Annotated in this window: 28 protein-coding genes and 1 pseudogene; 12 read left to right on the top strand and 17 right to left on the bottom strand. The window is 52.4% G+C overall.

The features are described 5' to 3' along the window. Positions 1–50: 50 nt before the first annotated feature. A complete protein-coding gene (locus tag HV261_RS01735; RefSeq protein ID WP_202037281.1) occupies positions 51–503 on the bottom strand; it encodes a DUF3828 domain-containing protein in 453 nt (150 codons plus the stop codon). Position 504: 1 nt separating this feature from the next. Next, entirely contained in the window at positions 505–867 is a 363-nt protein-coding gene (locus tag HV261_RS27590; protein WP_137381414.1) for a CHAP domain-containing protein, read from the bottom strand. Positions 868–1,186: 319 nt separating this feature from the next. On the opposite strand from HV261_RS27590, the gene HV261_RS01730 reads away from it, so the two are divergent. Then, on the top strand, positions 1,187–1,360 hold the full coding sequence (locus HV261_RS01730) for a tail fiber assembly protein (protein WP_202037280.1): 174 nt from the start codon (positions 1,187–1,189) through the stop codon (positions 1,358–1,360). Positions 1,361–1,713: 353 nt separating this feature from the next. Here the strand turns inward: HV261_RS01730 and ompL are convergent, their stop codons facing one another. The 8 genes from ompL to yihU form a co-directional block, all read right to left on the bottom strand. Then, on the bottom strand, positions 1,714–2,406 hold the full coding sequence (gene ompL / locus HV261_RS01725) for a porin OmpL (protein WP_137381416.1): 693 nt from the start codon (positions 2,404–2,406) through the stop codon (positions 1,714–1,716). Between the two features lie 66 nt (positions 2,407–2,472). Continuing rightward, entirely contained in the window at positions 2,473–3,894 is a 1,422-nt protein-coding gene (locus tag HV261_RS01720; protein WP_202037279.1) for an MFS transporter, read from the bottom strand. Positions 3,895–3,940: 46 nt separating this feature from the next. Beyond that, on the bottom strand, positions 3,941–5,326 hold the full coding sequence (locus HV261_RS01715) for an MFS transporter (protein WP_202037278.1): 1,386 nt from the start codon (positions 5,324–5,326) through the stop codon (positions 3,941–3,943). Between the two features lie 45 nt (positions 5,327–5,371). Continuing rightward, positions 5,372–7,408 carry an alpha-glucosidase gene (locus tag HV261_RS01710; protein ID WP_202037277.1) on the bottom strand — a complete coding sequence of 679 codons (2,037 nt, stop codon included), beginning with the start codon at positions 7,406–7,408 and terminating at the stop codon, positions 5,372–5,374. A gap of 37 nt (positions 7,409–7,445) precedes the next feature. Then, positions 7,446–8,288 carry an aldose-1-epimerase gene (locus HV261_RS01705; protein WP_202037276.1) on the bottom strand — a complete coding sequence of 281 codons (843 nt, stop codon included), beginning with the start codon at positions 8,286–8,288 and terminating at the stop codon, positions 7,446–7,448. Positions 8,289–8,306: 18 nt separating this feature from the next. Beyond that, positions 8,307–9,548: a sulfoquinovose isomerase gene (gene yihS, locus HV261_RS01700; RefSeq protein WP_202037275.1), complete on the bottom strand. Its 1,242-nt coding sequence runs from the start codon at positions 9,546–9,548 to the stop codon at positions 8,307–8,309. A gap of 15 nt (positions 9,549–9,563) precedes the next feature. Continuing rightward, positions 9,564–10,439, bottom strand: coding sequence for a sulfofructosephosphate aldolase (gene yihT, locus HV261_RS01695; protein ID WP_202037274.1), 876 nt, complete (start codon positions 10,437–10,439; stop codon positions 9,564–9,566). Positions 10,440–10,449: 10 nt separating this feature from the next. After that, positions 10,450–11,346 (bottom strand): sulfolactaldehyde 3-reductase, encoded by an 897-nt coding sequence (yihU, locus tag HV261_RS01690; RefSeq protein ID WP_202037273.1) that lies wholly within the window; start codon positions 11,344–11,346, stop codon positions 10,450–10,452. Positions 11,347–11,512: 166 nt separating this feature from the next. On the opposite strand from yihU, the pseudogene HV261_RS01685 reads away from it, so the two are divergent. The 6 genes and pseudogenes from HV261_RS01685 to fabY all read left to right on the top strand — a co-directional run bounded on the left by HV261_RS01685 (position 11,513) and on the right by fabY (position 16,237). Further along, a pseudogene (locus HV261_RS01685) lies at positions 11,513–12,409 on the top strand (sugar kinase). 33 nt (positions 12,410–12,442) lie between these two features. Continuing rightward, complete coding sequence (locus HV261_RS01680) at positions 12,443–13,246, top strand: DeoR/GlpR family DNA-binding transcription regulator (protein WP_202037272.1); 804 nt, start codon at positions 12,443–12,445, stop codon at positions 13,244–13,246. Positions 13,247–13,351: 105 nt separating this feature from the next. Continuing rightward, entirely contained in the window at positions 13,352–13,951 is a 600-nt protein-coding gene (yihX, locus tag HV261_RS01675; RefSeq protein WP_137381426.1) for a glucose-1-phosphatase, read from the top strand. Continuing rightward, positions 13,945–14,817 (top strand): virulence factor BrkB family protein, encoded by an 873-nt coding sequence (locus HV261_RS01670; protein ID WP_137381427.1) that lies wholly within the window; start codon positions 13,945–13,947, stop codon positions 14,815–14,817. The genes yihX and HV261_RS01670 overlap by 7 nt, the downstream gene beginning before the upstream one ends. After that, positions 14,814–15,251 (top strand): D-aminoacyl-tRNA deacylase, encoded by a 438-nt coding sequence (gene dtd, locus HV261_RS01665; protein ID WP_137381428.1) that lies wholly within the window; start codon positions 14,814–14,816, stop codon positions 15,249–15,251. The genes HV261_RS01670 and dtd overlap by 4 nt, the downstream gene beginning before the upstream one ends. A 44-nt stretch (positions 15,252–15,295) precedes the next feature. Next, on the top strand, positions 15,296–16,237 hold the full coding sequence (gene fabY / locus HV261_RS01660) for a fatty acid biosynthesis protein FabY (RefSeq protein WP_202037271.1): 942 nt from the start codon (positions 15,296–15,298) through the stop codon (positions 16,235–16,237). A 39-nt stretch (positions 16,238–16,276) separates the two neighbouring features. Here the strand turns inward: fabY and HV261_RS01655 are convergent, their stop codons facing one another. Further along, positions 16,277–17,191 carry an alpha/beta hydrolase gene (locus tag HV261_RS01655; RefSeq protein ID WP_202037270.1) on the bottom strand — a complete coding sequence of 305 codons (915 nt, stop codon included), beginning with the start codon at positions 17,189–17,191 and terminating at the stop codon, positions 16,277–16,279. A 205-nt stretch (positions 17,192–17,396) separates the two neighbouring features. On the opposite strand from HV261_RS01655, the gene HV261_RS01650 reads away from it, so the two are divergent. Further along, entirely contained in the window at positions 17,397–17,639 is a 243-nt protein-coding gene (locus HV261_RS01650) for a ribbon-helix-helix domain-containing protein (protein WP_202039644.1), read from the top strand. Further along, entirely contained in the window at positions 17,639–18,013 is a 375-nt protein-coding gene (locus HV261_RS01645) for a type II toxin-antitoxin system VapC family toxin (RefSeq protein WP_202037269.1), read from the top strand. The genes HV261_RS01650 and HV261_RS01645 overlap by 1 nt, the downstream gene beginning before the upstream one ends. 36 nt (positions 18,014–18,049) lie before the next feature. Here the strand turns inward: HV261_RS01645 and fdhE are convergent, their stop codons facing one another. Genes fdhE through fdnG form a run of 4 tightly spaced genes read right to left on the bottom strand, consistent with a single transcriptional unit; the run spans position 18,050 to position 23,573 of the window. Continuing rightward, a complete protein-coding gene (gene fdhE, locus HV261_RS01640) occupies positions 18,050–18,979 on the bottom strand; it encodes a formate dehydrogenase accessory protein FdhE (RefSeq protein ID WP_137381432.1) in 930 nt (309 codons plus the stop codon). Beyond that, positions 18,976–19,611 (bottom strand): formate dehydrogenase cytochrome b556 subunit, encoded by a 636-nt coding sequence (gene fdoI, locus HV261_RS01635; protein WP_137381433.1) that lies wholly within the window; start codon positions 19,609–19,611, stop codon positions 18,976–18,978. Before fdoI ends, fdhE begins: the two co-directional genes overlap by 4 nt. Beyond that, complete coding sequence (gene fdoH, locus HV261_RS01630; RefSeq protein WP_202037268.1) at positions 19,608–20,510, bottom strand: formate dehydrogenase O subunit beta; 903 nt, start codon at positions 20,508–20,510, stop codon at positions 19,608–19,610. Before fdoH ends, fdoI begins: the two co-directional genes overlap by 4 nt. A gap of 12 nt (positions 20,511–20,522) precedes the next feature. Continuing rightward, positions 20,523–23,573 carry a formate dehydrogenase-N subunit alpha gene (gene fdnG / locus HV261_RS01625; RefSeq protein ID WP_202037267.1) on the bottom strand — a complete coding sequence of 1,017 codons (3,051 nt, stop codon included), beginning with the start codon at positions 23,571–23,573 and terminating at the stop codon, positions 20,523–20,525. Between the two features lie 230 nt (positions 23,574–23,803). Here fdnG and fdhD point away from each other — a divergent pair, with 230 nt between their 5' ends. Beyond that, positions 23,804–24,604: a formate dehydrogenase accessory sulfurtransferase FdhD gene (fdhD, locus tag HV261_RS01620; RefSeq protein WP_442781062.1), complete on the top strand. Its 801-nt coding sequence runs from the start codon at positions 23,804–23,806 to the stop codon at positions 24,602–24,604. Positions 24,605–24,732: 128 nt separating this feature from the next. Then, positions 24,733–24,945, top strand: a complete 213-nt coding sequence (locus HV261_RS01615) for a YdgH/BhsA/McbA family protein (protein ID WP_003825262.1) — start codon at positions 24,733–24,735, stop codon at positions 24,943–24,945. Positions 24,946–24,987: 42 nt separating this feature from the next. Here HV261_RS01615 and HV261_RS01610 read toward each other — a convergent pair whose 3' ends face one another. Together HV261_RS01610 and HV261_RS01605 are read right to left on the bottom strand one after the other, a co-directional pair. Next, positions 24,988–25,311, bottom strand: a complete 324-nt coding sequence (locus HV261_RS01610; RefSeq protein WP_202037265.1) for a branched-chain amino acid transport AzlD family protein — start codon at positions 25,309–25,311, stop codon at positions 24,988–24,990. Then, positions 25,311–25,970 carry an AzlC family ABC transporter permease gene (locus HV261_RS01605; protein WP_202037264.1) on the bottom strand — a complete coding sequence of 220 codons (660 nt, stop codon included), beginning with the start codon at positions 25,968–25,970 and terminating at the stop codon, positions 25,311–25,313. Before HV261_RS01605 ends, HV261_RS01610 begins: the two co-directional genes overlap by 1 nt. Before the next feature lie 101 nt (positions 25,971–26,071). Between HV261_RS01605 and HV261_RS01600 the strand changes: the two genes are divergently transcribed. After that, on the top strand, positions 26,072–26,620 hold the full coding sequence (locus HV261_RS01600) for a helix-turn-helix domain-containing protein (protein WP_202037263.1): 549 nt from the start codon (positions 26,072–26,074) through the stop codon (positions 26,618–26,620). Positions 26,621–26,652 lie beyond the last annotated feature (32 nt).

Genomic DNA, 26,652 nt, shown 5'->3' with positions numbered 1-26,652 from the left:
GCTGAATGTCAGCGGCTTTTTTATGGCTCTGGTATACGGACAGATATTTATTACTGCAAGCTGCCATTGTGATAAATCTCATATCCGACGACTGACTGAACTTTCCAGATGCCATTTTCCTGAACCATACAATCAACGACGGTGTGATCCTGCTTTTTGCCAAATGATACATACACATTCACACAAACTGGATCGTAATCGGATGAAACTACGGTTACGTTGGTCGGCCAGTCATCGCCGATGTATTGCGCCTTAATAAAGAAATCAGCGTCATAAAATTCATCGTCCGCGTATTTAGGATCTTGCGCATGACGCAACTTTTTCATCGTGTCTGACGTAACAAAACTATCAATTTCATGACCAGAACTGATGGGGTAAATATCTTTATTTATTTGATTTATATACCATTTGTTGAATTCAAATGCTCGGGCTATGGGGGTTTTGTCATCAACTGCGGCGAATGTTGCAAAACTGATGAAAATTAATATCAATAATTTTTTCATATTAGTTGTGCCTGTAAAGTTTAAAAGCAGGATGTATTTCCCTGTAACGTGGGCCGGGGTACATACTGCGTTGAACGAAATCGGAATACCATGTTCCCATCCCGTCGTAAATACAGGCATGACCATATTGATGTGGGCCAGGTAATGCGCTTATCACTGCGACATCCCCTTCCATCGGTTCACCATAAACTTGCCTGAATCCGGCACGCTCAAGTGAACGATCAAAATCCACGGCATTTGCTCCAGTTATCCGGACTCCGCCAGCCTCAATAGCGGCAGCAACTGCTCGTGCGCAAAACCCAGTGCTTTGTTGTTGGGCATGTTGGCGCGCATATGTTACTGCGGAGTGTTTATTCCATGACACACTAATAACTCCTTTATCGCTTGTTTCGATAAAATCTTTATTGCATATTATTACAAATAAACTAAATTTAAAAAACTTTTCATGATATTAACAAAAATAGACCGGAATTATTATTTTTGTAATGAATCATAATAAATAATATAAGTTCGCAGTTATAACCATTCACTCATCATCCCCATCGAACTGAGAGTTTCCGCAAAAGTGCTTCATCAGTCTATTTCGTTGTGTCTGGCAGTAGTGGGATTTATATAAGTGAATAGAGGGACAACGGAACGGCTCCCTGTAACGTTGCATTTAGCTACATCGTGAGGGCCGCATAATGTCTCAGGCAGCTGCCATAACCTCTGACTGGCGAGTGGAATTAGTGCTTGGCGATATCAGCATTGAAGACAAAGAAAAATTGTCAGCGTGGATGAAATACAAGAAGGCGGTGGAAGCCGTTGATGTTGCGACGGCACCTGACGTTAACTGGCCTGTTCAACCGCAAGAATAAGCCATTTACCACAGATCAGCCACTACAGGTCAGCCGGAGCGCCAGGCTGGCCTTGTCTTTCTCTTCCTTTGTCCAATCTCCGCAATAATAAAAGTAAATCGCACTTCATTAGCAGCGGCAACTACTCGTGCGCAAAACCCCGTGCTTTGTTGTTGGGCATGTTGGCGCGCATACGTTACTGCGGAATATTTATTCCATGATATGTTAATAAATCATTTATTTTTAGATGGATAATAGTTATTGCATTTTTTTAGTCAGTTGGAGTTAATAAAAATAAAAAAATAGGAATGACATGGATGAAAGCTATAAATCTATGAAATGTAGCCTTCATACAGAAGGCTACATAAATAACGTCAGAAGAAATACTTCACACCAATACGAATCTGGTTTTGTTCGCGGTGATACGGCTCGACATTGCGATCTAACCAGCGTAACTCAAAATAGGGCAACCAGCGCTCGTTGATGCGGTATTTAAACGTATTGGTAATTTCCCAGTGATGATCTTTACCGTTACTACTATTGAAGTCATTTACCCGAATAAAATAGTGTGGCTCAAAAGTGTAGGAAAACTTATCGGTAATAGTGAAGTTCCAGTAGTTACCTATCTCATAGGTGTCATTGTTATCCTGATCTCCGTTTAAATCAGTGGAACTGTAGTTATTATGATTATATCGGTTACGTACAGTCAGATTAAACCACGGGGTGAATTTATAGTTAACATCCAGGTAAACGGCACCACCCGAACCAATACTCTTATCGTTTATCAGTCCGCCGGGCTGGATGGTTAATTTATCTGTCGGTTTAAATAACGGATACCAGCCCTCTATTTCGTTATAGCCGTGTTTTAACTCATCCTTGCGTTGCATGGTATAGGTGTTGGTGAGCATGATACCCGCGCCCATATCGGAGTTATAGCCGACGCGCAGCATGACCTCCATCTGATCGGAGGCCAGATTGTAAGCTTCACGGTTCTCTACATAAGCGCCGGCGAAAACAGAGGTGGATACCACAGAGGATAAGAGAATTATTGTATTTAATTTTTTCATAATAAATCCATTTTTTAAGCGTAGGGAGGCCGCCATCCATTAAGATGGAATAGGCGGCAATTATTTTTATATGTTTACAGCAGAGGTTTTCTTTTTATGGCTAATGCGTTCTGGTTGAATGTTATTTTTCTTCCGTTGACTGATTTCCTCAATGATAAAAGCAAAACGGGCTTCGCTGAGTTTATAAAAGAACCCCATCGTGATGGCCGCAATAATTGCCAGCCCGCAGGGCCACAGGAAAATAAGCTGGCGCAAGCCAAGCAAGGTTGCATCACTCTGGGCGATATTGGGGATATAACCGATTTGTGTCAGCATAATCCCTGGCAGGAAACCGGCCAGCGCCGCAGAAATTTTGCGTGAAAAGGTGTAACCCGTATAGACAGAACCTTCAGCGCGGATCCCCGTTTTCCACTCCCCATAATCCACCGTATCCGGGACCAGTGCCCAGTTCAGGCTGTTTACGAATGCCGTCCCAAAGAAGGCCATGCACGAGAAAGTGACAAAGAGAAGTGATGTGCTGCCCCAGAGAAAATTCAGGATGTCACCGAGAGCCCATAGCGCCAGGCCACCAAGATAAACCTGCTTTTTACCGAAACGTTTGACGGCTGTGGGCACCAGCAGTACGCCAACCAGAATGCACCCCATGCTGAAAAACCCCATCCAGGAGAGCAAGTGGATATCATTGAGCACGTACTGAGTGTAATAAACCTGAATCGCCAGCTTGATATTGAATGCTGCCAACGTACACAGGTTGGCAAGGCATAGCACCAACAGGGGGGGGTTACGGAAAATTGCACAGAACGATTTGAGCATGCTGGGTTTATGGTGATCCGGCACGATTTCGATATAGCGCTCCTTCACACCGCTAAAGCACCACCACATGCTGAACAGCCCACAAACAGAGAAGAGCAGCGCGGCAATCAGGTAGCCAAGCGAAGGCGAATGGATAAATAACGCCTGAATGGGCATAAAACCAACGGTACATAGTAATAGCCCCACAGTCGCGCCGCCCTGGCGCCAGGCCGCGAGGTGAGCGCGCTCATGCGGATTCTTCGTGATCGCAGGAACCATTGCGCCGTAGGAGCAGTTCATCAGGCTATAGAACAAACCGAACAGCATAAACAACACCGTCGCCAGACCTGTTTTCACCGTCAAGGTAAAATCTGTGGCTAAAAACTGCGCGCTGGCAACCAATGCGACGGGAAACGACGCATACAAAATAAAGGGTCTGAATTTCCCCTTGGCACCAATATTGCGTCGTGAGTCCAGCAATACACCGGTCAGCATATCGGTGAAGGCAGTGAAGAATTTCGCCACCAGAAAGATTATCCCGCCGTACCAGGCCGGCATCCCTAGTTCATCGGTATAAAATTTAAGCAGATACAGCGTGCCGATACACAGCATCAAATTTGAGCCGAAGTCACCCACTCCGTAGGCGAATTTTTCACGCAGGCTCAGTTTTAGCGTTAGCGGATCATGGTCAGACATAATCGCTCCTTAATAGCGCCCCGTAAGGCGCTATTCATTATTATTATCAAACAGGTTGTTTACGCGCTTCTATCTCTTCAACGATACGGACATACATCTTCTCGTTAAGGTTGTAGAAACAGCCCATGGCCACAATGGTGATCACTGCTAATGCGCAGGGATAAATAAAGATCAGCTGACGCAAGCCTTCGACTGTATTTGCCGATTGCACCACGTTCGGGACGTAACCAATTTGCGTCAGCATCCAGCCAGGGAAGAATCCCGCCAGCGCCTGCGACACTTTACGGAAGAAGGTAAATCCGGTGTACACCGTCCCTTCAGAACGCACGCCGGTACGCCATTCACCATATTCCACCGTGTCGGAGACCAGCGCCCAGTTCAGGCTGTTAACGAATGCTGAGCCGAAGAACGCCAGGCAGGAAAAGGCAACAAAACTGACGGAGCCGCCGCCAAAAAAGTAGTTAAGCAGATCGCCCGCTACCCAAATTAGCAGGCCGCCGATATAGACCTTCTTCTTACCAAAGCGTCTGACCATTCCCGGCATTAAAAAGACGCCGATGAAGATGCAGCCCATGCTGAAAAAGCCCATCCAGGAAAGCAGGATAGGGTCGTTCAGTACGTACTGAGTGTAATAGACCTGAATCGCCAGCTTGACGTTAAACGCGCCAAGCGTACAAAGGTTGGCAACGCACAGAATAAACAGCGGTCGGTTACCGGCGATAGCGCGGAAGGATTGCAGTAATCCCGGTTTTTGCGCTGCTGCATCCCCGGATTTCACTTCTACATAACGTTCTTTCACACCGGCATAGCACAGCCACATAAACAGCAGGCCGAACAGGGAAAATAATGTGGCGGCGAAGATATAACCCAACTGCGAGTTACCTTCGATCAGATTCATCACTGGAACAAAGCCGACTGTGCACAGTAACAACCCCAGGGTTGCGCCACCTTGCCGCCAGGCGGCCAGCGAAGCGCGTTCATCCGGGTTTTTAGTAATGGCAGGAACCATCGCGCCATAAGAGCAGTTCATCATGCTGAAGAACAGTCCGTACAGCATAAACAGCACCGTTGCCATCACCGTTTTGCCGGTTATTTCAAACGGTGTGCCGACAAAGTTAGCAATCGCCAGCAAGGTGACGGGGAAGGCCGCGTAGAGCACGAATGGGCGGAATTTACCCTTCGGACCAATTTTGTGTCGCGAATCGAGCATAATCCCAGTGCCCATATCGGTAAACGCGGTAAAAAACTTGGCGATAAGGAAAATGATACCGCCGTAAGTCCCCGGCAAGCCAAGGACATCAGTATAAAACTTGAGTAAATAGAGCGTACCAATGTCCAGCAGGATATTGGAGCCCAAATCACCCATCCCATAGGCAAGTTTTTCTTTAAACGGCAAGCGTAGGGTTGCCGGATTGGCTGTATTTTGACTCATTGTTATTCTCCATTTGCCCGTGAGTTTCCCCACGGGCGAGCCGTATTAGATATTGCGTAACGTGGCAAACAGTGACGCCCACTCACTCTTCGCGCGATAAAACACCGGAGGCTTGCCAATAGGCGCATCCACGGTAATTTCACCGCCCTGATAAGTTTCCCCAGTCCAGACGTTGACCCAGTTATCCTCTGGTAGATACAGCGTCCAGTCGTGCTTACCCTGCTCATGAACCGGCGTGACCAATAGATCCTGTCCCAGCAGGTACTGATATTTCAGGGTGTAGGTTTGCGCATCGTTTTCGTAGTGCAGGAACAACGGGCGCATAACCGGTAGCCCGGTGGCGCTGTTTTGTGCGACGGCCTGTTTGAGGTACGGTTTCAGGGTGGTGAACACGGTGGTCATGCGGGCAAAGTGGGCGATAGTTTCGCTGTCGCCATCAAACTGCCAGTTATCGCCGGGGCGGTTGCCTTCGTGGGTACGCATCATCGGGGTGAAGGCGCTAAAATCACACCAGCGCAGCAGCAGCTCTTTGCTGCGTTTCATGTCAAACAGCGTGGTGTAACCGCCAATATCGCTGTGGTGCAAGCCGTGGCCGGTCATCGCCAGCGACAGCGCCGCAGGAACGACGGAAGCCAGGCCATCGTCGAGGCTCCAGTCAACGTTCTGATCGCCAGCCCACATCATGGTGGAATACTTTTGACTACCGGTGTAACCCGCGCGCATAAAGAACAGGATTTCACCAAGCTTGCCGGTTTCCTGTAACGCTTCGTAGTTACATTTCGCCCACAGCGCGGGCCAGGCGTTATGCATGATCTCGGCGCTGACGCCGTTATGCAGATATGTGTCGGTCGGCAGATATTCACCGAAGTCCGCCATCCAGCCGCCGCAGCCCAGCGCGATCATGTTCTTTTTGATGACCTCTTTGAACCAGTCGTAGGCTTCCGGGTTGGTCAGGTCGACCACGCCACCGTAAAACTCGCCAAACTCAACCAGATAGTCATCGCCGGAAGCATCTTTCGCCAGATAACCACGCGCTGCGGCTTCTGCGCACAGGTCTTTATCGCTGGCAACATAGGGGTTGATATAGGAGAGGAACTGCACGCCTTCTTCTTTCCACTGCTTAATACGGCTATCCAGTTGCGGATAGTTGTCGCTGTTCCACTTCCAGTTCCACATCACGCGCTTGCCAAAGGAAGTCATGCGGATCCCGGACCAGTCCTGCGCCCAGATGCCGTTTACCTTCACGCCCGCATTACGCATGGTGTCCAGTTTGTTCTGGCAAACCTCAGTACCGCCCTGGATACCGAGTGTCACACCATCGTAAATCCAGTCCGGCAGTTCTGGCTGGCGACCTAACAATGCGGTCAATTTCTCCAGCAGCGAAATGTAAGTCTCGGCGCACTCAACGCGCAGGGTGGTTTTGTCTTCCCACAACGCCAGCTCGTGATACTCCGGCGCGCTGAAGTCGAAATTCATGTAGCAGCTGTTATCAACGTGGCAGTAGTACTTTTGCGTGCTGACAAAGGTCGGTTGCGGGAAGAAAGTCCAGTAGTAGTCACCGCCGGCATTTTCTTTGCAATCCGCCTGCCAGGTGACATAGCTATTCTTATTCCGACCCACGCCTTGTTCGCTGGTCCACAATGGGAAGGGCTTGCCGCGTAAGTCGAAGTAAGAGAACTGTTCACCGCAACCGTAGATGTGGTCGTCCGCTCTGGCGGCCAGACGCAACCAAATGCGATTATGACTGGGATCGTCGTTATGCAGATCCAGCTTCAGACGACCCTGTTCATCGGTGGAAATGTGTAGCGTGGCAGTGATGGTATTACCGCGGCTGAAATCTACCCGCCAACCGTCAGGCGACTCGCTGACCGTGGCGTCGGTTAGGGCAATTTTCTCATTGAGCTTGTCTTTAATACTGAAGTTACCGCGGAACATATCAATATCGGCAACGCCAGCGCCGATCCACAGGCAGGGGTTTTCGGCACTATGGCGTAAAATCAGACGCTGTTGATACGTTAAGGTAAATCCGTCCTGTAATGTTTTGAGCTCTAAGGCGGCTGACCGTTGTAGTAACGAATTCATTATAGTCTCCGTAAATGTAGGGTAATTCGGTAATCTGTTATTCACAGCCGATTAAAAAATGCATCTGGTGTGCTTCTCCGGGCGCGAGATGAATCAGGCTAACCCCGGAATTAAAGGCGTCGGGCGGGCAGGTCATCGGCTCAATTGCCAGGCCACGGCGTGCTAATTTTTCACCGGTATAAACCTGCAGCCAGGGTTGGTGGCTACGCAGGTATGTGGACATGTTTTGTGTCGGGCTGGTCATTCTGACTTCCCACTCATTCCCGGATGGCCAGACTTTGAACGTATGATCAAGCGAGGTTTTCGCGATGACCTGTGGCGTTGTGAAATCCCGCTCTCCCAGTGTGGATTCGCCCGACGGCAGTGCTAATTCACAGTCATCAATACTGTGCAGGTTGCAGGTCAAATAGGGGTGTGCGCCCGCGCCATACGGTGCCGTTTCGTCACCCACATTTTGTGTATGAATAAAGACATGCAGCCCGCTGGTGGCTTCCAGCCGGTAAATCACCTTTGAAATCAGCGCAAAGGGATAGCCATACGAGGGCGGCAGAAAAATAGTCAGCACCACTTCCGATGCCGACTGTTGGTCAATCTGCCAGTCTCGCCAGGCCAGCAATCCATGAATGGCGGTATGAGAAACCGGGTCATTAACGGCAAGCTGGAAGGCTTTGCCGTTATGCTGATAGCAGCCGTCTGCCACGCGATTTGGCCAGGGAATGAGTACTTTCCCCAGATGTGCCAACGGCATTTCTTCAGGCTTGTGCGGAATAACGACGTGACGCTCACGATGCGTCAGTTCCGCCAGCCCCGCGCCAACCGTGACAATTTTTGCCTGGTAGTGCCCAGCCTGAAGATGAAGGGTTTTTCCACCGCTATGCATGGCTGCTTATCTCCTGGCTTATTTAGCGTTGATATCCAGCAGGCCGGCGGCAACGGCCGGAGCCAACCCCGGCGCCAGCGGTAGACGTGGGATCACCAGGCAGTGCAACAGGTGGTAAATATCCTGCTTACCGTCCCAGACTTTGGTGGTCACCTTGTTGTCGGTGTCCAGCTCCTGCCACCATGAACCCGTCTCGTAGTCCATCAGATAAGTGATGCAGTAATCCCACCACTTCTGGTACCAGGCTTCGTACTGGCTCTCGCCGGTGAGGGTATACAAGGCATAGGCGGTACCCATCGCTTCGACTATCGGCCAGCGTACTCTTTCGCGAACGATGGGTTTACCGTCCCAGTCCACCGAGTAGACAAATCCATCCGCGCCGTCCGGTGCCCAGGCATCACGAATGGTGGCGTGGAACAAGCCTTTGGCATCTTCCAGCAGCCAGGCGGGAGGGGTTTCGAAGCGCGCTTCCAGTGCGGCGTGCAGATGTAGCATCAGACGGCCCCACTCGATCCAGTGACCTGGCGTGCCACCGTAGGCGCGGAAGCGGTGCGCAGGGTTATCTTTGTTGTAATCGCGGATCGGGTTCCACTGCGAATCGAAGTGCTCGTTGACGCGATACTCACCGCTGCGGGCAACATCGTGAATAATCACTGAAGCGATACGCAGTGCGCGATCGAGCCACTTACGGTCGTGGGTAACGTCATAGACAATCAGGAAGGCTTCGACTGCGTGCATGTTGGCATTGCCGCCACGATAATCTTCCGTCTGGCTGAAGGCTTCATCCCAGGACTCAAGGCACATCTGCTCATCTTCACTCCAGAAGTACTTCTCAATCACTTCGATGGCATCGTCAAGCAACGGTCGCGCCTGTGGATGACCGGTTGTTACAGCGCTTGCCGCCCCGAGCAACACGAAGAAATGCTGATAACCCTGCTTGGAGGCATCCATGACCCCTTCATCATTCACGCAGGCGTACCAACCGCCGTAGCGCGTGTCACGCAATGCGCCATTCAGCGCCTTAATTCCGTGATCGACGAGCTGATATGCGCCGGGGCGGCCCATTGATGCGGCCACGGAATAAACGTGCAGCATACGAGCGGTGATCCATAAATGTGTCCCCATCTCCGCTCTGACCTGACCATTGTTACCCAGCCAGCCAAACCCGGTGGGTACCGCCGCGTTTTTACCAAAGTTAAAGATGCGGTCGGTTTCCTGCTCCAGCCAGCGGTTGTGGCTCAGGGTGTTAAACCATTTCATTTATTCATCCTCGAATTAGCGGCGGGCCATCATTTCATCGACAATTTCACCTAAACGTTGCAATTTAGGTGCGGAAACATCACGCAGCATCAGTTCGGTATCCGGCAGGCCAACCACGGATGACCAGACCGCACGTCCGGCGAGAAAGCCGGATGCACCTGCCGTCATGGCCACGCTGACCGCGCGCGGGAACAGTTTTTCATCCACACCAGAGGAGAGAATGACCCACGGCATGTTGATGTTTTCATTCAGGCGCTGGGAGGCGCTAAGCAGTTCTTGTTGGGTACCTTTGCCGTACAGCGGCATTTCGACCTTGTAGAGATCGGCGCCGCTGTCACCCAGCTCTTTTGCGGCCTCGATTATGGCCTGCTCACGATCGAACTTATCGCCACGGCGCGGTGGACGCACAACCGGTTCGATAATGCTCAGCAGGCCGTTGGCGTGGCATAGCTCATTGAATTCTTTCACCATATCAAGACGCTGTTGGGCATCTTCGTCGCTGCGCCACAGTACCAGCAGCTTCAGCGCCTTCGCGCCGTCCTGTTTCACGGCCTGCGGGTCGATTTTTTTATCAATCACCACGCTATCGACCGGAATACCATTACCCGGAATGAACTCATCCGCGGCCACAATCATGCCGCAGCTTTTCGCGATGGCATGTTGTTCCACAACCTGGCGGTAGCAGAACTGCTGATCGACCAGGATCGCAGAGGCATAGGGAGAAAGGATCTTCGCTGCATTCACTTTGAAATCAGTCAGCACGCTGTCGCTCACCGGGAATTTCGCACCCGCAGCGGCAAACATTAAGCGCATGGCTTCGCGCTGATCGACTGCCAGCATGGCAAAACCGCCGGAAGCTCGGGTGATGTCTTTCAGGGTGTACTTCGTCATTGTTCAGTCCTTACTTATCTGTGTGTTTATTTAGCCCGGCGGATGCGCGAACCTGTTCAAGAATGGCCGTCCAGTCTTCCCGACCACGGCCAGCGGCGCGAGCCTGGTTATAGACTTCGCGGGAGGCCGCACCAAGCGGCATCGGCACGTGCAGTTGATTCGCCACATCCAGGGCGATGCCAAGATCCTTGTGGGCTAAGTCGATCATGAAGGCCGGGGAAAGATCGCCTTTCAGCACTTTGTTCGGCCATGAGGTGGTGAAGTGGCCTTTTCCGGCAGGCGTCCCGCTCATCACTTTCAGGGCCACATCGAAGGAGAGGCCGAGTGCTTCGCACAACACGGCGGCTTCTGCAGAGAGCGTATTTAGCGCGATGCTCATGTAGTTGTTGATGAGTTTGACGCGGATACCCATACCGGGGCCGCCGGCATTGATTAATTCATTACCCATTGCCAGCAGTATTGGCGTTGCGCGCTCAACGTGTTCAGCCGTTCCCCCTGCCAGCAACAGCAGGGTGCCTGCGATCGCATGATCGGAGGTGCGCCCGACCGGGCAATCCATCATGCTGAAGCCTTTGGCTTCCATGTCGCTAATCAGTTTGTCGGTCTGCAGCGGATGGATAGTGGACATATCAATGACCAGCGCTTGTGGCGACAGGCTCTCGCAAACGCCTTGTTCACCCAACAAGACGCGGCGCACCAGATCGCCGTTTGGCAGCATCGTGATGACAAACTCCGCGCCGTTTGCTGCCTGAGCCGGGCTGCTGGCAGGCTGTGCTCCTTTTTCCACCAGGCACTGAACAGCATCCGGGTTAACGTCAAAGACGCTGAGTTGATGACCCTGCTTCAGCAAGTTGCTCGCCATGGGGGAACCCATCTGACCTAATCCGATAAATGCTATAACTGCCATAACGTTCTCCTGAGACGTGGATGTCATTTTCTGTCATTTAAAATCGTCTGTTTCTGTCTGTTTTTGATCGTATTTGTAATTTATGGTCAAAAAATTGACAGCCGTCACTTTTTAAACATTTTGTGAAATTAAAATGATCTCATCTTGAAACGCCTAAGGAATGAACATGATTCGTATTGCTTGTGTGGGTATTACCGTGATGGATCGCATCTATTACGTAGAAGGTTTACCGACTGAAGGAGGTAAATATGTGGCGAAGCGGTATACCGAAGTGGGCGGTGGGCCTGCTGCGACGGCGGCTGTGGCTGCGGCGAAGCTGGGCGCACAGGTGGACTTTATTGGCCGTGTGGGCGATGACGACACCGGAAACAGCCTGCTGGCGGAGCTGTAATCCCTGGGGGTAAACACCCGTTACACCCGGCGCTATGCAGGGGCGAACTCTTCACAGTCGGCGATTATGGTCGACGCGAAGGGAGAGCGAATTATCGTTAACTATCCCAGCCCGGATTTACTGCCGGATGCTGATTGGCTGAAGGAGATCGATTTTTCTCAGTGGGATGTGGTGTTGGCGGACGTGCGCTGGCACGAAGGGGCAAAACAGGCCTTCACGCTGGCGCGTCAGTCAGGGGTGATGACCGTGCTGGATGGCGACGTTACGCCGCAGGACATCAGTGAACTGGTGGCATTGAGCGATCATGCTGCGTTCTCTGAACCTGGACTGGCGCGACTGACAGGGACAACGGAGCCTGATTCTGGACTGAAAAAAGCACAAATGCTCACAAATGGTCATGTTTATGTGACGCGTGGCAGTGAGGGGTGTGACTGGATAAAAGATAATGCAGTGCAGCATCAGCCAGGATTTTTAGTCGATGTGGTCGATACCACCGGTGCCGGTGATGTTTTTCACGGTGCGCTGGCATTTAGTCTGGCCTGTGGGTCCGCGCAGGAAGACGCCGTCAGGTTTGCCAGTGGCGTCGCTGCACTGAAGTGTACGCGTCCGGGCGGGCGTGCGGGGATCCCTGACTGTGATCAAACCCGATCTTTTCTGTCACTTTTTGTATAAAATGCCAGGGCAATGGTTTTTCGAGGAAATTTCATGAGTCTTACCGAACTGACCGGTAACCCGCGACACGATCAACTGCTGATGCTGATTAGCGAGCGTGGTTATATGAATATTGACGAACTTGCCAGTCTGCTGGATGTTTCCACCCAGACCGTGCGTCGTGATATTCGTAAGTTAAGCGAACAGGGATTAATTACGCGTCATCATGGCGGAGCAGGCAGAGCCTCCAGCGTGGTCAATACGGCGTTCGAACAGCGTGAAGTCTCCTGGACGGAAGAGAAAAAAGCCATCGCGGAAGCGGTGGCTGACTACATTCCCGACGGCTCAACGGTGTTTATTACCATTGGTACTACCGTTGAGCAGGTTGCGCGGGCGCTGTTAAACCATAACCATTTGCGCATCATCACCAACAGCCTGCGCGTGGCGCATATTCTGTATAACAACCCGCGTTTTGAAGTGATGGTTCCCGGAGGAACGTTGCGCCCGCATAACAGCGGTATTATCGGTCCTTCTGCTACAGCGTTTGTCGCTGACTTTCGCGCCGATTATCTGGTGACCAGTGTGGGTGCGATTGAAAGCGATGGCGCGCTGCTGGAATTTGATGTTAACGAAGCCAGTGTAGTAAAAACGATGATGTCCCATTCCCGGCACATTCTGCTGGCAGCGGATCATACGAAATACACGGCCTCTGCCGCAGTAGAGATTGGTAATGTGTCGCAGGTAACTGCGCTGTTCACCGATGAATATCCTGGTCCGGCGTTGCACAATCTCCTTCAGTCACAGCAGGTTGAAATTGTGCAAGTGAGTCCTTCTCAGGATGATGCGCTGGCTATGTGATCTCGCTCTTTGGTGCTCTGATTCGTTCGAAGTCATCACGCACGCATAGTCAAACTTCTCCTTTCCCGCTACAGTTATTCATCCACGGCGAGAAAGGAGAAGGACATGCTCTATATCTTTGATTTGGGTAATGTGATTGTCGATATCGACTTCAATCGCGTGTTAGGCACATGGAGCGATTTGAGCCGTGTACCGCTGGCTTCACTAAAGCAAAGTTTCACGATGGGGGAGGCTTTTCGCCAGCATGAGCGAGGCGAAATAACAGATGAGGCCTTCGCCGAGGCGCTGTGTCATGACATGGCGTTGCCTTTAAGTTATGAGCAGTTCTCCCACGGCTGGCAGGCCGTTTTTGTCGCATTACGCCCCGAAGTTATCGACATCATGCATAAGCTGCGCGAGCAAGGGCATCGTGTCGTTGTGTTATCAAATACTAACCGCCTGCACACAACGTTTTGGCCGGATGAGTATCCCGAAATCCGTCAGGCAGCCGATCACATTTATCTTTCTCAGGAATTGGGCATGCGTAAACCGGAAGCACGGATTTACCAGCACGTTCTGCAGTCAGAAGGTTTTTCTGCGCACGATGCCGTCTTTTTTGATGACAACGCCGATAATATTGAAGGGGCTAACCAGTTAGGGATCACCAGTATCCAGGTCGTCGATAAAACGACCATCCCTGACTATTTCGCGAAGTTGTTATGCTAAAATTTTTGCATCAAAAAGCCAGGCATCATACGCGTCCTGTATGGGCCTGGCTGAAGCTATTATGGCAGCGCATTGATGAGGACCATATGACAACGCTGGCAGGAAATCTTGCCTACGTTTCATTGCTCTCATTAGTGCCGCTTATCGCCGTTGTTTTTGCTCTTTTCGCTGCATTTCCGATGTTTTCCGATGTCAGCATTCAACTCCGTCATTTCATTTTCGCTAACTTTATTCCGGCAACTGGCGATGTCATCCAGCGGTATATCGAACAGTTTGTCGCAAACTCGAACAAAATGACTGCTGTTGGGGCATGCGGGCTGATTGTAACCGCCTTATTGCTGATGTATGCCATCGATAGCGCGTTGAATACCATCTGGCGCAGTAAGCGCACGCGGCCCAAAGTGTACTCTTTTGCCGTTTACTGGATGATATTAACGCTGGGACCGCTGCTGGCGGGAGCCAGCCTGGCAATCAGTTCTTATTTGCTGTCGTTGCGCTGGGCCAGCGATCTCAACACGGTGATTGATAACGTACTGCGTATTTTCCCGTTGGTACTTTCCTGGCTGTCGTTCTGGCTGCTTTACAGCATTGTACCCACCACGCGAGTCCCCAATCGCGATGCGGTAATCGGTGCCTTTGTTGCTGCTGTGCTGTTCGAAGCCGGAAAGAAAGGATTTGCGCTCTATATCACGATGTTCCCGTCTTATCAGCTCATTTACGGTGTCCTGGCGGTGATCCCTATTTTATTCGTCTGGGTTTACTGGACGTGGTGTATCGTCTTGCTAGGCGCGGAAATAACTGTCACTCTCGGGGAATACCGCAAACTTAAACAAGCCGCAGAACAAGAAGAAGCAGAGCAACCATGATTGCATTAATTCAGCGCGTAACCCGTGCCAGCGTCACCGTGGAGGGTGAGGTGACGGGTGAAATTGGCCCAGGACTTTTGGTCCTGTTAGGTGTCGAAAGGGATGATGACGAACAGAAAGCGAACCGCTTGTGCGAACGCGTACTCGGCTATCGAATCTTTAGCGATGCCGAAGGCAAAATGAACCTGAATGTGCAGCAGTCAGGTGGCAGCGTGCTGGTGGTTTCACAGTTTACACTGGCGGCAGATACCGAACGCGGCATGCGCCCTGGTTTTTCAAAAGGCGCAGCACCCGATCGGGCAGAAGCGCTGTACACGTATTTTGTAGAGCGCTGCCGCCAACAGGAAATGAACACGCAAACCGGGCGATTCGCTGCTGATATGCAGGTTTCGCTGGTTAATGATGGCCCCGTGACGTTCTGGTTACAAGTATGAACCAGCTTCCGGCGTGGTCGCGGGTAACAAGAGAGAATACAACTATGTATCACCTTCGAGTACCGCAAACAGAAGAAGAATTGGAGCGTTACTACCAGTTTCGCTGGGAAATGCTGCGTAAACCCCTGCACCAGCCAAAAGGCTCCGAACGGGATGCCTGGGACGCAATGGCACACCATCAAATGGTGGTGGACGAAGAAGGTAATTTGGTCGCAGTAGGGCGTCTGTATATCAATGCGGATAACGAAGCCTCCATACGTTTTATGGCTGTAGACCCCTCGGTGCAAGAAAAGGGGCTCGGAACGCTGATGGCGATGACCCTTGAATCCGTGGCACGCCAGGAAGGGGTGAAGCGCGTCACCTGTAGCGCTCGTGAGGATGCGGTTGAATTTTTCGCCAAGCTGGGGTTTGTAAGCCAGGGGGAAATCACCACGCCGCAAACCACGCCGGTCCGCCACTTCCTGATGATTAAGCCCATTGCGACGCTGGACGATATTCTTCATCGTGGTGACTGGTGTGGGCAACTACAGCAGGCCTGGTACGAACATATTCCGTTAAGCGAGAAAATGGGTGTGCGTATTCAGCAATATACCGGGCAGAAATTTATTACCACGATGCCCGAGACAGGGAACCAGAATCCGCACCACACCCTGTTTGCCGGAAGCCTGTTCTCGTTGGCAACGCTTACCGGTTGGGGGCTTATCTGGCTGATGTTGCGTGAGCGTCACTTGGGGGGAACGATTATCCTCGCCGATGCGCATATCCGCTACAGCAAGCCGATCACCGGAAAACCTACTGCTATCGCCGATCTGGGCTCATTGAGCGGCGATCTTGACCGTCTGGCCAGAGGCCGCAAGGCACGTGTGCAGATGCAGGTGGAGCTTTTGGGGGACGATACGGCGGGCGTAGTGTTTGAAGGCACGTATATCGTACTGCCTGCGAAGCCGTTTGGTCCTTACGTCGAAGGTGGGAATGAAGAAGAGTAGGGGGAAATCCCAACTCTTCACACTACCCGATTACGCGTTTTACTCGTGTGTTGCCACTCGCCAAGCCACGTCGCGCATTGCGTTTCGTGCCGTCTGGCTTACGCCTCCTAACTGAAAAAATCCGTGGATAACGCCGGGGTAGCGCTGGCAGGTGCAGTCCACACCTTGCTTCTGAAGCCGGTGATACAGGGCCTCTCCTTCATCGCACAGGGGGTCAAATTCAGCGGTAATGATGTGGGTCGGCGGTAACCCGTTGAAATCGTCGCGCCACAGCGGGCTGACTTCCGGATGGTATAGGTCAGTCTGTGGCATATACATCTCGTAACCGGACAGCAGTGTGTCACGTGTAATGATGTAATCCCGCCCATTGCGGGCATAGCTCTCAAAGCTGGCGGTAGCGTCCAGCATCGGGTAGATCAGCATAAGCTGCGCAGGTTGCCATTGCCTGGCAGCTTTCAGGCGTAGTGCTGTGACCAGCGCCAGATGTCCGCCAGCGCTGTCGCCAGCAAGCGTGATGCGCGTACGATCGACACCCAGTTTCTCTGCATACTTCCAAATGATGTTAGCGCCTTTTTCGGCATCGTCGTGTGCTGCTGGGAAAGTATGCTCTGGTGCGAGGCGATACTGTACTGCAATCACCCGACAGCCGCTGGTCAGGGCGAGCTGCCTTAGCTGGTTATCATGCGTAGCGAATCCACCGCTGACAAAGCAGCCGCCGTGATAATAGATCACGCAGGGTAAGTTTCCCGTGACACCCCGTGGCGAAACAACGCGAAACGTCATGGTATCGAGTTCACTATCTTCAACCTGTACGCGGGTTTCAGTTTCTCCGGCCAGTACTGTACTGGCGATGTAGCCAGCCCTCCGTTCATCAATATTCTGCTCGCGCGCAGAAGGACGCCCCGCCGCAATAAACGCCTCAACCAGCTGCGCAATCCCGTTTTCCAGTGCCATTTATTATTTCTCTTATCTGTATGGATATACAGCGTTATAACCTGGATAACTACGAATGGAAATGGGAAAAGCGGGGGAGTGTATGATTCTGGAAAGTGGCTCGCAAAAGTAAAAATCGTTCGCGTGAAGGCTATTTTCTCGCTTTTCTCACGTGTATGTTGTGTGGAAATTAATCGTCAATGATATACTGGAGGTATATGTGAGTATGATGGCTGGGATGGATATGGGCAGAATTTTACTCGATTTATCAGACGAAGTGATTAAACGTCTTGATGACCTCAAAGTGCAGCGCAACCTGCCGCGAGCAGAGCTTTTGCGGGAGGCCGTTGAACAGTATCTTGAGAGGCAGGATCAGGCTGAAACGACAATTTCACGTGCTCTTGGACTATGGCAAAACTGTGAGGAAGATGGTGTGGAGTACCAGCGTAAACTTCGTGAGGAATGGTAATGGTCAAAGGATCTGCGCTTTTTGATACCAATATCCTTATCGACCTGTTTAGCGGGAGACGTGAAGCAAAACTGGCGATAGAAGCATGGCAGCCACAGAACGCGATCAGCCTCATTACGTGGATGGAGGTGATGGTGGGCGCAAAAAAATACCATCAGGAAGCCCGCACTCGTGTGGCGCTAGGCGCTTTTAATGTGATCGGTGTTTCACAGGATATTGCTGAACGAAGCGTGAATATCAGACAGGAGCATGGGATGAAATTACCGGATGCCATTATTTTGGCCACTGCGCAGATTCATCGTCTTACACTGGTTACGCGTAATACCAGGGATTTTGCAGGCTTATCCGGCGTGGTCACACCGTATACGTTATAACCCGGGCGACCTGCGCCGCCCGATAGTGCGAAGAACTTACTCCCCTTCACCCGGAAACAGGAACGGGTTGATGGAGCTACGAGCAAAACCCTCTTGCTCCATATGTGCGTCCAGCATCAGTGAAGCGAGATCGTCGGCCACGGCTTCAACTTTCGGGTCTTTTTCCTGATAGAGAATCTTCAGGTAAGTCCCGCAGTCGCCGCAGCTTTCGGCTTTAATTGCCGCTTGCTCGTTATCCAGTGACCAGTAGTTCAAATCACGGCTCTGTTCGCAGTTGCTGCATTTCACGCGCACGACGTGCCACTCGGTTTCACACAGGTTGCAGTGCAGATAGCGCAGCCCCTGAGTGGTGCCAATTTGCACCATGCTGGAAACCGGCATTGAACCACATACCGGGCAGTACTGGCGTTGTTCACCGTACTCCGCACGTGCTTTGCCAGGGATCAGACTTGCCATCTGCGCCCAGTAGAGCGACAGGGCAGCCCAAATGAACGGCGCTTTATCGCTGCTGACGGAGGAAAAATCAGAAGCAAACAGCGCGCTGGCCATCAGCTCAAGTTCCTGCTCTGAGGCTTTTTCCAGATTTTCGATCACTGCCAGTGCAGGGCCGCTCATTTCTGGTTTCAGCTCAGCAATTAACGACTGCAGCAGTTTTTGCCAGTGTTTATCGCGCGGCAGGACGTGGATATCCAGCGGTGGTTTGCCCTGATCGTTCGCTTCTTTGATGCGAGCGGTCAGATCCATCTGCAGCGGATGGTCATACAGCACCACTTCCTGCGCATGGGCGATCAGCGCGGCAAAGCGCAGATAATCACCCAGCGGGTTGTTCTCGGCCAGCTCGCGCAGACGTTCGGCGCGGCGGTTATACAAATTTTTGAGTCTGGGGAATAACAACGGCGGAATCATATCCGCCGTGCGTTTCTCGCTCGAACCCAGCTCATCTTGCGGGATTATGCGAATACTCATTCAGTTTTCTTTTCCGTTGTCTTTCGGACTTCACGGTACCAGCGTGGGTGATGTTTCTTCGCCCATGAACTGGTAACCCATCCTTCCACCATCGCGGTAATGGTGCCTTTCACCCAAAGGGCGGCGTAAATGTGCACCATGATAACCACAATTAACGCTACTGCGGCAAATGAATGCAGCATTAACGCGAATCGGATCACCGGGATTGAGAAAGCAGGCGCAAAATACGGACGCCAGATGACCACTCCGCTCACCAGCAACAGGACCAGGAAGATAATCGCCGCCCAGAATACGCATTTCTGGCCGAAGTTATAACGTCCCGTGTCACCTACTTCCTCGTTGACGACAATCTTACGAATATTCTTCGCCCAAAAGATATCATCCCGATTGATTAGATTGTGGTGCCAGTATCGGAAAAACATGATGATAAACGAGGCAAACATAATCACGCCGACAAACGGGTGCACAATTCGCGCCAGTTGCGGAGTGCCCATGATGTGCATCAGCCAGTTAAACGACGGGAAGAGAAAACCCATCCCGCTCACCGCCGCCAGAATGAAGCAGAAGGCGGTTACCCAGTGGTTGATGCGTTCCGGCGCCGTGTAGCGCACGATGGTGTCACGTCGTTTCATTTGCGCACCTCATCGTCTTTTTCATGCAGATTGTCTTCTTCCTCTTCCGCACGGTTTGGGCCTACACCGACGTAGTGGAAAATACTGGCCGCAAATGTCGCTGCAAAGCCGACCGCTGCGAGGGGTTTCCAGATACCTTTCCAGAATTTGACGGTGGCGCTGATTTCCGGGTTCTCTGGCAAGCCGTGATACAGATTCGGCTTGTCAGCATGGTGCAGCACATACATCACGTGCGTACCACCAACGCCTGCCGGATCGTACAGACCCGCATTTTCGTAACCACGCGTTTTCAGCTCCGCGACACGCTCGCCCGCCAGCGTTTTCATCGACTCTTTGGTGCCGAAATGAATGGCACCGGTTGGGCACGTTTTCACACAGGCCGGTTCCTGGCCCACCACCACACGGTCAACACACAGCGTACATTTATAGACGCGGTTGTCTTCCGGGTTGAGGCGCGGTACGTCGAACGGGCAGCCTGCAATACAATAGCCGCAGCCGATGCACTGCTCGGACTGGAAGTCGACGATACCGTTGGCATACTGAATGATTGCCCCTTCAGCCGGGCATGCTTTCAGACAGCCCGGATCGGCACAGTGCATACAGCCATCCTTACGGATAAGCCATTCGAGTTTGTCGTCTTGTTCCACTTCTGAGAAGCGCATCACCGTCCAGGATTTGGCGGTCAAATCAGCCGGGTTGTCGTACACCCCAACGTTGTTACCCACCTCATCACGGATGTCGTTCCACTCCGAACACGCCACCTGACACGCTTTACAGCCGATACAGGTGGTGACGTCGATAAGCTTCGCCACCTCTTCCTGATGGTCCCGCGCCTGAGGCGCGGGGGTGAAACCGTTAGTGGCGGAACGACGAATGATGTCTTGCGATTGATAAGCCATAGGTCGTCTCCGTTACACCTTTTCCACGTTCACGAGGAAGGACTTAAATTCCGGTGTTTGCGTGTTCGCATCACCGACGAATGGCGTTAACGTGTTGGCGATAAAGCCTTTTTTCGCCACACCTTCGTAGCCCCAGTGAATCGGAATACCGATTGTGTCGATATCCTGGCCGTTGGCCTTCAACGTGCGAATACGTTTGGTCACCACTGCTTTGGCTTTAATGTAGCCGCGGTTAGAGGAGACTTTGACGGTATCGCCGTGGGAGATGCCCAGCTTATTCGCCAGCTTCTCGCCAATTTCCACAAACTGTTCCGGCTGTGCGATGGCGTTAAGCAGCGCATGTTTGGTCCAGTAGTGGAAGTGTTCGGTCAGACGATAGGTTGTTCCGACGTACGGGAACTTATCTGCTTTACCCAGTGCTTCTTCGTCGCCTTTAAAGATACGGGCGGCAGGGTTAGAGATAACGTTCGGGTGCAGCGGGTTAGTTCCCAGCGGCGTTTCAAACGGCTCGTAGTGTTCCGGGAACGGACCTTCTGCCATCTTATCGATAGCAAACAGACGTCCCATCCCTTCAGGCTGCATGATGAATGGCCCAACGTTGCTGCCCGGTGCGGCGGCGCTGTAGTCCGGAATATCCATCCCGCTCCATTTCGCCCCGTCCCATTTCAGGATCTGACGTTTTGGATCCCACGGATTCCCCTGCGGGTCAGCGGAGGCGCGGTTATACAGAATGCGTCGGTTAAGAGGCCATGCCCATGCCCAGCCCAGCGTATTGCCAAGACCTGACGGGTCGGCGTTATCGCGACGGGCCATCTGGTTGCCTTCCGGCGTCCAGCTACCGGCGAAAATCCAGCAGCCGCTGGAGGTAGTGCCGTCGTCACGCAGTTGGGCGAACGAGCTCAGCTGTTGGCCTTTCTTGACGATAACCGCACCGGTTGCCGGGTCGGTAATGTCGGCCAGCGCTTTACCGTTACTCTCCATCGCCACTTCTTCCGAAGCCGGTTCGTGCGGGGTGGAGTAGTTCCAGGTCATGCTCAGCACCTGTTCCGGGTTCGCACCACCTTGTTCGGCATACATCTTACGCAGACGCAGGAAGATACCGGCGAGGATTTCACCATCGGTAACGGCAATCCCTGGGGCATCCGCGCCTTTCCAGTGCCACTGCAACCAACGACCGGAGTTGACGATAGAACCGTTCTCTTCGGCAAAGCAGGTGGATGGCAGACGGAACACTTCAGTCTGGATTTTCGACGGGTCAACATCGTTCGACTCACCGTGGTTCTGCCAGAAGGTGGAGGTCTCAGTGTTGAGCGGGTCGATGGTCACCAGAAACTTCAGTTTAGACAGTGAAGCCACAACCTTGTTTTTGTTCGGGAATGAGGCGACCGGGTTAAAGCCCTGGCAGATATAGCCATTCACTTTGCCCTGGTTCATCATCTCGAAGTACTGCAGCACGTCGTACCCTTTATCCCACTTCGGCAGCCAGTCAAAGCCCCAGCTGTTTTCTGCTGTCGCCTTATCGCCAAAGAAGGCTTTCATCATCGAAACGAAGAATTTCGGGTAGTTGCCCCAGTAGTTCACCTGGCCTTCCAGCAACGGTTTTGGCGTGTTGGCGGCAAGGTAGGTTTGCAGGTCGGTTTGTTTCTCGCTTGGCAGCGTCATGTAGCCTGGCAGGCTTTGTGACAACAGGCCTAAGTCAGTCAGACCCTGAATATTCGAGTGACCGCGCAGGGCGTTAACGCCGCCGCCAGCCATCCCCATATTGCCAAGCAGTAACTGGATCATCGCCATGGTGCGGATGTTCTGCGCGCCAACGGAGTGTTGCGTCCAGCCCAGGGCGTACAGGAACGACGCGGTTTTATCTTTGGCGCTGGTTTCTGCGATGTACTCACAGACCTTCAGGAAATCAGCCTTCGGCGTACCGCAGATGTTTTCTACGACGTCCGGCGTGTAGCGGGAGACGTGCTGTTTCAGCAGGTTCCACACGCAGCGCGGATGTTGCAGCGTAACATCGCGTTTGGCGAAGCCTTTTTCATCCAGCTCGTAGTTCCAGCTGGTTTTGTCATACTTGCGTTTATCCGCGTCGTAGCCCGTGAACAGACCATCTTCGAAGCCATAATCCTCACGCACGATCAGACTGGCGTTGGTGTAGGCCTCGGTGTATTCGCGGTTGAATTTTTCGTTATTTAGCAGGTACAGCAAGACGCCTGACAGGAAGGCAATGTCAGTACCAGAGCGAATAGGAGCATAGAAATCAGCCACCGCAGCGGTTCGCGTAAAGCGCGGATCGATAACAATCAGCTTCGCGCCGTTGTGAATTTTGGCTTCCATCGCCCAGCGGAACCCGACCGGGTGAGCTTCAGCGGCGTTACCGCCCATCACCACAACGAGGTTGGCGTTTTTAATGTCGACCCAGTGGTTGGTCATCGCACCGCGACCAAATGTTGGAGCAAGACTTGCTACCGTTGGTCCGTGTCAGACGCGTGCCTGGTTGTCGACCGCGAGCATACCCAGCGCGCGAGAGAATTTTTGGGTTAAATAGCCGGTTTCATTACTGGACGCGGAAGCACACAGCATCCCGGTGGAAAGCCAGCGGTTAACGGTAACGCCTTCGGTGTTCTGCGCAACGTAGTTAGCGTCGCGGTCTTCTTTCATTAGCTTCGCGATGCGGTCAAATGCCTCATCCCAGCTAATTTGTTGCCACTTATCAGAGCCTGGTGCGCGGTATTCCGGGAATTTCAGGCGGCTTTCGGAGTGGATGAAATCCACCAGACCGGCCCCTTTCGGGCAGAGCGCGCCACGGTTGACCGGGTGATCCGGGTCCCCTTCGATATGGAAGATGGATGCTTTGGCATTTTTTGCGCCGTCACCGAGGCTGTACATCAACAGTCCACAGCCAACGGAACAGTAAGTGCAGGTGTTACGGGTTTCGCGGGTGCGCAGCAATTTATATTGCCGTGTTTCCGCGAGCGCTACGCCGGGCGCAAAGCCCAGTGCCGCTGCCGTGGTGCCTGCCATACCGCCAGCGCAGATCTTAAAGAACTGCCTTCTGCTGACCTGCATGGTTCGCTCCTTGTTTCGACATTGTCACGTTCCCTTCGCTTTTCTATAACGCGAACGCGAGGGAAGTGGTTGTTATTTTTCTTTGCGGACGGGACCGCAAAGGTCCAGAATTGGGTGAATTTCCCTCCGTCCAGGAGGGGTTTGTAAAGAATACCACAATGTTGGTATGTGTGTTCCAATATGGTTAAAAGAAAGTGAATAAAATCCATCAAGAAGAAGTCAAAAATGTGATGAATTGTGCAGGATCGCGTCAGTTGACCCTCTGGAAGCGCGAGGATTTGCAACATCCTCAGCCTGATGAGGTCGCTGAGGAAGTGCCCGTTGCGCTGGTATATAACGGAATTTCGCACGTGGTGATGATGGCATCACCGAAAGATCTTGCGCACTTTGCGATGGGTTTTTCACTTTCTGAAGGCATCATTGAGTCCCCGCAGGATATTTACGCGATGGACGTAGTGCCCTCCTGCAACGGATTGGAAGTCCAGGTTGAGTTGTCCAGCCGTCGCTTTATGGGGCTGAAGGAGCGTCGTCGCGCGCTGGCCGGACGTACCGGCTGCGGCGTTTGTGGCGTGGAGCAGCTCAATGACATTGGCAAACCGGTCCAGCCTTTGGCGTTTACCCAGACGTTTAACCTGGCGAACCTTGATACCGCATTACGACATCTGCACGATTATCAGCCCGTGGGACAGCTTACAGGCTGTACGCACGCTGCGGCCTGGGTACAGCCGTCAGGCCATCTGGTAGGGGGTCATGAAGACGTGGGCCGTCACGTTGCGCTGGACAAACTGCTGGGACGACGCGTAGTGGAAGGGGAAAGCTGGCAACAGGGCGCGGTGTTAGTTTCCAGCCGCGCCAGCTACGAGATGGTGCAAAAGTCGGCGATGTGTGGCGTGGAGATCCTGTTTGCTGTCTCTGCGGCGACAACGCTTGCCGTGGAAGTTGCCGAACGTTGTAACCTGACGCTGGTGGGTTTTTGCAAACCGGGCAGGGCGACGATCTACACCCATCCGCAGCGGTTGATCGCTGAGTAATAAACGTTCAGTTAATTTGAATAAGATAGGCAAATCCTTCCGCTTTTAGTTGTGTGATATGAAGGCTACTATTCATCACATCAAGGCACGGTGCCTTACTCAAACAACTAAGTGAAAGGGTTTATATCATGAAAAGCATCAAAACTTTTGTCGCAGTTATCGCTCTCGCTACTTCTTTCGGTTCTTTCGCTGCTCAGACTGTTACAGCGACCGGTTCCACACTGGAAAGTGCTGAAGCTAAAATTGCCGCCCAGGCTGAACGTGCGGGCGCCAGCGATTATAAAATCACTCAGGCTTACACCGGTAACCGTGTGCATATGACCGCTGAACTGCTGAAATAAGTTATCTCAGTACGGTAGAAAGAGCGCCCCAGGGGCGCTTTTTTAGTTTATACCCGCCATTCGTAGCAATGCGGTCACCACAGCGGCAGCGACGATCACCACGATTAGCGGCGTCTTACGCCAGGCGAGAAAGACCGCAAAACCCACACCGAGTACGCGCGCCATGCCGGCAAAGTGTTCGCCTTCATAAAAGGTGGTTGCCAGCGCGACGGAGAACAGTAATACCGTTGCGGCATCAGAAAGTAACGCCTGTGAACGTTCAGAAAAGGCTAAGCGGCCTCCCAGTTTTGCTCCCCCTAAGCGCATTAAATATGTGCCCAAAGACAGCACGGCAATCCCGACGATAAACAGCGTCATGTTACCCATTATTTTTTCCTCGCCAGTAGGCCAAACAGTGAGAGCAGTACCGGCAAGCCTACCGGTGCGAAAGGTACGGATGCGAGTGACAATGCGGCCCCGCTACAGGCACGGATGAGCGTGGTGCGGTTTTTAAAGGCCGGAACCACTAAGGCCAACAAAATGGCAGGGAAAACGGCATCCAGCCCAATGGTTTCAGGCGCCGGGAGCAGCTTACCGACACCGGCACCGATCAGTGTGCCAATCGGCCAGAAAATGGCGACGCCCAGACCGCATAACCAGTAGGCGGCTTTACGTTGTTCCGGTGTTTTCTGCGACAGGCCGAACACCACGCTTTCATCGTTCATGATATGGCAGCCGAGAAAGCTGGCGGCGCGAGCGCCGACCAGATCGCGTACCGTCACGCCAAACGGCACATGTCGGGCATTCACCAGTAACCCGGCGGCGGCGGCTGCCAACGGATTTCCGCCGCTGGCGATAATACCGATGAACATAAATTCAGAAGCCCCGGCCAGCACGGTAATCGAGAGTACAAAGGGCACCCACAGCGGGAAGCCGTAAGCCATTGCCAGCGAACCGTAAGACATGCCTACCACGCCGACGGCCAGGCACACTAAAAATATCGCTTTGATCGTGTCGCCTTTGAGGCTGGAAAAATAATGTTTCATACTGTTTTAGCCATATCGAACGAATTTCCATTATAATGAACGGAACAGAATTGCATTACAAGTCGAACGATTCGTTCGATATAAAAAACACAGAGTCGAATATGACCCAACCCATCAGTATGATTGCCAAAAGTCTGGTGCGCGAACGTCAGCGTACCGGTTTGTCGTTGGCCGAGATTGCGCGCCGTGCGGGGATTGCAAAATCTACACTTTCCCAGCTGGAAGCCGGTAATGGAAATCCTAGCCTGGAAACGCTGTGGTCACTGTGTGTGGCGCTGGATATCCCCTTTGCCCGATTACTGGAACCGCAGGAACAAAAAACGCAGGTGATTCGCCGCGGTGAAGGGACAAAAGTGGTGGCGGAACAGGCCCATTATCAGGCGATTTTATTGGCAGCTTGCCCTCCAGGCGCCCGGCGGGATATCTACCTGCTGCTGACGCAACCCGGTGCGGACCGTATTTCACAGCCACATCCATCGGGATCGGTGGAGCATATTATTGTAACGCAGGGGAAGGCGCTGGTCGGGCTGACTGAGGCGCCGGAAGCGTTGAGTGAGGGAGACTATATTTGTTATCCCGCCGATCAAACCCATATCTTTAAAGCGCTGGAGCCGGATACCCAGGCGATTCTGGTTTCTGAGCAGAACTAACTGTTATGTTGCGTTGTGCCGGATGCGGCGCG

The sequence above is a fragment of the Citrobacter sp. RHBSTW-00671 genome, assembly GCF_014103415.1.
Lineage (GTDB): Bacteria > Pseudomonadota > Gammaproteobacteria > Enterobacterales > Enterobacteriaceae > Citrobacter.
The sequence above is the reverse complement of the archived record's forward strand: the minus strand, read 5'-3'. Positions and strand labels throughout refer to the sequence as shown.

What these genes read in the sequence shown, in the direction of transcription:
- HV261_RS01735 (WP_202037281.1), bottom strand. Translation starts at nt 503, where the DNA reads ATGAAAAAATTATTGATATTAATTTTCATCAGTTTTGCAACATTCGCC.
- HV261_RS01730 (WP_202037280.1), top strand. Translation starts at nt 1,187, where the DNA reads ATGTCTCAGGCAGCTGCCATAACCTCTGACTGGCGAGTGGAATTAGTG.
- ompL (WP_137381416.1), bottom strand. Translation starts at nt 2,406, where the DNA reads ATGAAAAAATTAAATACAATAATTCTCTTATCCTCTGTGGTATCCACC.
- HV261_RS01720 (WP_202037279.1), bottom strand. Translation starts at nt 3,894, where the DNA reads ATGTCTGACCATGATCCGCTAACGCTAAAACTGAGCCTGCGTGAAAAA.
- HV261_RS01715 (WP_202037278.1), bottom strand. Translation starts at nt 5,326, where the DNA reads ATGAGTCAAAATACAGCCAATCCGGCAACCCTACGCTTGCCGTTTAAA.
- HV261_RS01710 (WP_202037277.1), bottom strand. Translation starts at nt 7,408, where the DNA reads ATGAATTCGTTACTACAACGGTCAGCCGCCTTAGAGCTCAAAACATTA.
- HV261_RS01705 (WP_202037276.1), bottom strand. Translation starts at nt 8,288, where the DNA reads ATGCATAGCGGTGGAAAAACCCTTCATCTTCAGGCTGGGCACTACCAG.
- yihS (WP_202037275.1), bottom strand. Translation starts at nt 9,548, where the DNA reads ATGAAATGGTTTAACACCCTGAGCCACAACCGCTGGCTGGAGCAGGAA.
- yihT (WP_202037274.1), bottom strand. Translation starts at nt 10,439, where the DNA reads ATGACGAAGTACACCCTGAAAGACATCACCCGAGCTTCCGGCGGTTTT.
- yihU (WP_202037273.1), bottom strand. Translation starts at nt 11,346, where the DNA reads ATGGCAGTTATAGCATTTATCGGATTAGGTCAGATGGGTTCCCCCATG.
- HV261_RS01680 (WP_202037272.1), top strand. Translation starts at nt 12,443, where the DNA reads ATGAGTCTTACCGAACTGACCGGTAACCCGCGACACGATCAACTGCTG.
- yihX (WP_137381426.1), top strand. Translation starts at nt 13,352, where the DNA reads ATGCTCTATATCTTTGATTTGGGTAATGTGATTGTCGATATCGACTTC.
- HV261_RS01670 (WP_137381427.1), top strand. Translation starts at nt 13,945, where the DNA reads ATGCTAAAATTTTTGCATCAAAAAGCCAGGCATCATACGCGTCCTGTA.
- dtd (WP_137381428.1), top strand. Translation starts at nt 14,814, where the DNA reads ATGATTGCATTAATTCAGCGCGTAACCCGTGCCAGCGTCACCGTGGAG.
- fabY (WP_202037271.1), top strand. Translation starts at nt 15,296, where the DNA reads ATGTATCACCTTCGAGTACCGCAAACAGAAGAAGAATTGGAGCGTTAC.
- HV261_RS01655 (WP_202037270.1), bottom strand. Translation starts at nt 17,191, where the DNA reads ATGGCACTGGAAAACGGGATTGCGCAGCTGGTTGAGGCGTTTATTGCG.
- HV261_RS01650 (WP_202039644.1), top strand. Translation starts at nt 17,397, where the DNA reads ATGATGGCTGGGATGGATATGGGCAGAATTTTACTCGATTTATCAGAC.
- HV261_RS01645 (WP_202037269.1), top strand. Translation starts at nt 17,639, where the DNA reads ATGGTCAAAGGATCTGCGCTTTTTGATACCAATATCCTTATCGACCTG.
- fdhE (WP_137381432.1), bottom strand. Translation starts at nt 18,979, where the DNA reads ATGAGTATTCGCATAATCCCGCAAGATGAGCTGGGTTCGAGCGAGAAA.
- fdoI (WP_137381433.1), bottom strand. Translation starts at nt 19,611, where the DNA reads ATGAAACGACGTGACACCATCGTGCGCTACACGGCGCCGGAACGCATC.
- fdoH (WP_202037268.1), bottom strand. Translation starts at nt 20,510, where the DNA reads ATGGCTTATCAATCGCAAGACATCATTCGTCGTTCCGCCACTAACGGT.
- fdhD (WP_442781062.1), top strand. Translation starts at nt 23,804, where the DNA reads ATGAATTGTGCAGGATCGCGTCAGTTGACCCTCTGGAAGCGCGAGGAT.
- HV261_RS01615 (WP_003825262.1), top strand. Translation starts at nt 24,733, where the DNA reads ATGAAAAGCATCAAAACTTTTGTCGCAGTTATCGCTCTCGCTACTTCT.
- HV261_RS01610 (WP_202037265.1), bottom strand. Translation starts at nt 25,311, where the DNA reads ATGGGTAACATGACGCTGTTTATCGTCGGGATTGCCGTGCTGTCTTTG.
- HV261_RS01605 (WP_202037264.1), bottom strand. Translation starts at nt 25,970, where the DNA reads ATGAAACATTATTTTTCCAGCCTCAAAGGCGACACGATCAAAGCGATA.
- HV261_RS01600 (WP_202037263.1), top strand. Translation starts at nt 26,072, where the DNA reads ATGACCCAACCCATCAGTATGATTGCCAAAAGTCTGGTGCGCGAACGT.